General features: G+C 68.0%; 3 protein-coding genes. 1 reads left to right on the top strand and 2 read right to left on the bottom strand.

The annotated features are described in order from the left end of the window. Nucleotides 1-163: 163 nt before the first annotated feature. Nucleotides 164-637, bottom strand: a complete 474-nt coding sequence (locus AC5E6L_RS14235; RefSeq protein ID WP_491228623.1) for a phasin family protein — start codon at nucleotides 635-637, stop codon at nucleotides 164-166. Nucleotides 638-913: 276 nt separating this feature from the next. Here AC5E6L_RS14235 and AC5E6L_RS14230 point away from each other — a divergent pair, with 276 nt between their 5' ends. Beyond that, nucleotides 914-4,138 carry a PAS domain-containing sensor histidine kinase gene (locus AC5E6L_RS14230; protein WP_491774153.1) on the top strand — a complete coding sequence of 1,075 codons (3,225 nt, stop codon included), beginning with the start codon at nucleotides 914-916 and terminating at the stop codon, nucleotides 4,136-4,138. A 183-nt stretch (nucleotides 4,139-4,321) separates the two neighbouring features. Here the strand turns inward: AC5E6L_RS14230 and AC5E6L_RS14225 are convergent. Continuing rightward, nucleotides 4,322-4,568: hypothetical protein (locus AC5E6L_RS14225; RefSeq protein WP_491774151.1), on the bottom strand; the 247-nt coding region annotated here is incomplete at its 5' end.

The following is a 4,568-nucleotide window of genomic DNA, read 5'->3' as shown; positions in this document are numbered from 1 at the left end:
AGCGCTCTAACCAACTGAGCTACGTTCGCACACGGAGCGACCGCATAGTCCCGCGCCCGGCGATTTGCAAGGCTTCACTATAAGAGCCGGGACCGCGCGCCGCAAACGAAAAGGCCGGGCGAGACCGGCCTTTGGAAGCTGCGCGACGATGGCGGGGCGCCGGTCACTCGGACTTGATGGCGCCCATCGCCTTTTCGGCCGCCGCCTTGGCCGGCGCGGCCATGTCTTCGCCGGCCTTCTGGTAGAGCGCCTGCATCGTCTTGGCGGTGTCGACGGCTTTTTCGGTCTGCTCGCGCACGAAGGCCGTCTGCAATTCGATCATCTCGGCGACCGACTTGATGCCGACCATCTTTTCAAGATGGTTGAAGGCGCTTTCGGTGTTGGCGCGCATCGTGTCGATGGCGGCCAGCGAAATCTTCGAGGAATGCTCCTGGGCGCTGTGCAGGCCGGCCTCGGCTTCCTTCTGCACATCGTCGAAGGCGGCCTTGGCCTTCTCCAGCGCGGCCTTCGATTTGACCATATTCTCCTCGGCCAGCTTGCGGAACCGGTCGAGCATTTCGGCCGGGTTCGGCATCTGGCCGGCGCCGAACGGATCGGAGGCGGCGGTGTCGGGTATGGGAGCGGTGTCCTTGGCCATCGTGATATGTCCTCCATGGGCGGAAACGGTCGTTTCGGGCGAACCATATCATCGTCTCTTGTGCGATGCAATAAAATTGTGCGTCGCACAATTCGCATCCCCACCCCGCATTAACCAGAGATTCATTCCATGACCGGCCGCTCGATTTGAAAGCTGGACGCGCTGCACTCAATAGGACAATTAAGGTTTCGTTAAGAGACGGGCATCGGGCGCGGCGCGGGCGGGACCCGGTATTCGGCCCGAGGCAGGCGCCCCCGGGGGGACGAGGTGCACGAGATGAGCAAGGCACGCAACTGGGACGAGACCTCTTTCATCGACATAGCGGTGCAGGACGGCGTGCGCGACGCCATGCTCTCGGGAAGGGCCGCCCTCATCTTCGATCGCGAAAGCGGCGCGTTGCGCTGGGCGAACGGCGCGGCGGCGGAGCTGTTCGGGCTGGCGGCGATCGGCAGCCGTGCCGGGGAAGCGGCCCTGCCGATCAGCGTCGAGACCGGTTTCCGCCAGATTCGCGCCGTGCTGGCCTCGCTCAAGGAAGCCCCGCGCACGGCCCTTGTGCGCTTGCCGTCGGGCGTGAGCAGCCGCCTCGTCCGATGCCATGTGCGCCGCGTGCCGCTGGTCGGCGTGCGTGGCAGGCACGCGCTCGTGACGGCCCCGGCGCGCGAGACGGAGATGAGCGAGGCGCAATGCCTGACGATGGCGCTGGCCGGGCTCGAAAACGGCGAGGCGGGCGCGGCGGTCGTCGACGGCGCCGGCCGGGTTCTCCAAGCCGGGCCGCGCTTCGGCACGATGGGGCTGGACGAGGCCCGCATCGGCACGCTTGCGGGCCAGGCGCGCACCGAGGGCGACCGGCTGGTCAAGCAGATCGTCGAGGGGGCCGGTGGGGACGCCGCCCTTGCCACGGGCATCGGACGGCTCGGCGATCTGCCCGAACGCTATCTGATCGTCGCCGTTGCGCTCGCCCGACGCCCCGAGCCAGAGCCCGACGGGGCCGATGCGGGCGGCCGGCCGACCGCGCCTGCAAGCCCGCAACCACGGACAGGCGAGCCCGAACCGACGGCCGCGTCCGGACGGGCCGGCGTCCCGGCATTCGACGGGCCGGACCTGGGTTCCGGGCCGATCCGCTTCGTCTGGAAGACCGACCATGACGGCGTGTTCGTGGATATCTCGCCGGAATTCGGCCGCGCGGTCGGCCCGCTATCGGCCGATGTCACCGGCCGCGCCTTTTCCGAGGTCATCGCCAAGATGGCGCTCGACCCGGCCGGCGAGGTCGCCATTGCCCTCGCCCGCCGCGACACATGGTCCGGCAAGAGCGTGCGCTGGCCGATTCAGGGCACCGACCTTCACGTTCCCGTCGATCTGGCGGCCCTGCCCTACTACAGCCGCGACCGCCGGTTCGAAGGCTATCGCGGCTTCGGGGTGGTGCGCATGGCCGACGCGGAGACCGACCCCGATGCGCGCGGCCTTGCGCTGGTGCCGGCGCCCTCCGGTGCGGCGGCGCCGCGGACCGACGGAACGGGCAACGAAGAGATGGCGGATCGCGATGGCGGGGCGCCCGCTGTGCCCGTTCAGCTGCACGAGCCGCCCGCTCTGGCCGTCGCGCCGTCCCATCCGATGCGCCGGTCGGCCGATAGGGCGCCGCCGTTGCGCGATGCCAGGGATCGGGAGAACGCGGCCGTGCCGGCCGCGCCCCGGCATCTGAGCGACCAGGAGGCCGAGGCCTTCCGCAAGATCGGCCAGGCGCTCGGCCGTCGGCCTGGCTCCGAGCCGGCCGACGATGCCGACGGGTCCGGAACCGACGGCCAAGCCGGAACCGATGCCGCACAGGCGGCCGCGCGCGCACCGGACATGGCCGATCCCGGCGTGAACGGGGATGGGGCGCCCGCCCATGGCGGAGAGCCCGACGGCGATGGCGGCGATGCGGACACGGCCATCGGCAAGCACGATGACCGGCAGGCGCTCGCGGCGCCGGCCGACGCCGCCACGGAGCCGCGCGAGGCGTCCCCCTCTCCGCGGCTGGGGCCGGACGCGCTCGACGGCCTGCCGTTGCCGCTGCTGATCGTGCGCAACCAGGAGGCGGTCTACGCCAACGCGGCCTTTTTCGCGATGACGTCCGATGCCGACACCGGCGCCTTGAACGGGCGCGGCCTGGAATCGCTTTTCGACGGCGCCGCGCCTGCGACCGATGCCGATCCGTCCGACCGGCCGATCACCCTGGTCTCGTCCGACGGCTTTTCGTTTGCTGTGCGCGCGCACTTGCAGATCGTGCCCTGGATGGGCGCAAGCGCGCTGATGTTCGCCTTCGAGCCATGCCCGGTCGAGGACGGTCCGGAGCCGCTGTTCGATGCGGCCGAAGCCGGCGAACACGCCGGCACGCCCACGGTCACCGCCGCCGAGATCGCCGAGCTGCGCGCCATCCTCGACACGGCGACGGACGGCGTCATCCTGATCGACGCCGACAGCACGATCCGCTCCCTGAGCGCGTCCGCCGCGGCGCTGTTCGGCTATGCGAACGAGGAGGCCGAGGGCAAGAGCTTTTCCTTCCTGTTCGCCCATGAGAGCCAGCGCGCGGCGATGGGCTATCTGCACGGGCTTGCCAACAATGGCGTGGCGAGCGTCCTCAACGAGGGCCGCGAGGTGCTGGGCCGCGAGCGCAATGGGGGGTTCCTGCCGCTTTTCATGACCATCGGCCACATGCCGGCGACGAACGGCTTTTGCGCGGTGATCCGCGACATCACGCCCTGGAAGCAGACCGAACAGGCGTTGCAGGACGCAAGACGCCAGGCCGAACAGGCGTCCAACACCAAGTCGGAGTTCCTTGCCAAGATCAGCCACGAGATCCGCACGCCGCTCAATGCGATCATCGGCTTTTCCGAGCTGATGGCTGAGGAGCGCTTCGGCCCGATCGGCAATGCGCGCTACAAGGATTATCTCGCCGACATCAACAAGTCCGGCCGGCATGTGCTCGATCTGGTCAACGATCTCCTGGACATTTCCAAGATCGAGGCCGGCAAGCAGGAACTCGAATTCGAGAGCGTGGCGCTCAACGAGGCGATCGGTGCGGCCATCGCCATGGTACAGCCGCAGGCCAACCGCAACCAGATCATCGTCCGGTCGAGCCTGGAAAGCACCGTGCCGCCGGTGGTCGCCGATGTCAGGTCGATCAAGCAGATCGTCCTGAACCTTCTGTCCAACGCGATCCGCTTCACGCATGCGGGCGGGCAGGTGATCGTGTCGACCAGCTACACGGGCGACGGCGCGGTCCTGCTGCGGATTCGCGACAGCGGCATCGGCATGAGTGAAAAGGAGCTTGAAAGCGCGCTCAAGCCGTTCCAGCAGGTCACCGCGGTCGGCCGCCAGCGCGGCGACGGGACGGGCCTGGGCCTGCCGCTGACCAAGGCGCTGGTCGAGGCGAACCGCGCCGAGTTCGCGATCAGTTCGGAACCGGGCCAGGGCACCCGTATCGACATCCTTTTCCCGCCGGCGCGCGTGCTCGCGAGCTGATCCGGCCGGGCGGACGGCGACGAAAAATCGCGCGGGATCGTCCTGCGCGACCATTGCATGTGGGGAAAACCGATTGGAGCCTTTCTCGTGATCCCCGTTTCACGCGCAATGCTCCAACTCTTTGATCTTGAGCATGTTCTTATCCGAAAACCGCATACACTTTTCGGGAACATGCTCCGGGCCCTAGAGCGGTTTGTCTTTAGCTGGGAGCGGATTGATGGACAGGGTTTTTCGCCGCGGCGAGGAAAACACCGCGGCGCGATCCGACGATCGCGCAAGGCTTTTGACGACGCCGCCGGCGGAAAAGACGTCCAAGCCGGAGGCCGGCAACACATTGAAATCAGATGATGGCCGCACATCGCCCGCGCCTGGTCTTTTGCGCCCTGGGCGGCGTTGCGCGCGCCTTGCCAGATCACAAAATCCCGGCGCT

Source organism: Roseitalea sp., assembly GCF_984466335.1.
This window is presented reverse-complemented; position numbering and strand designations above follow the sequence as displayed.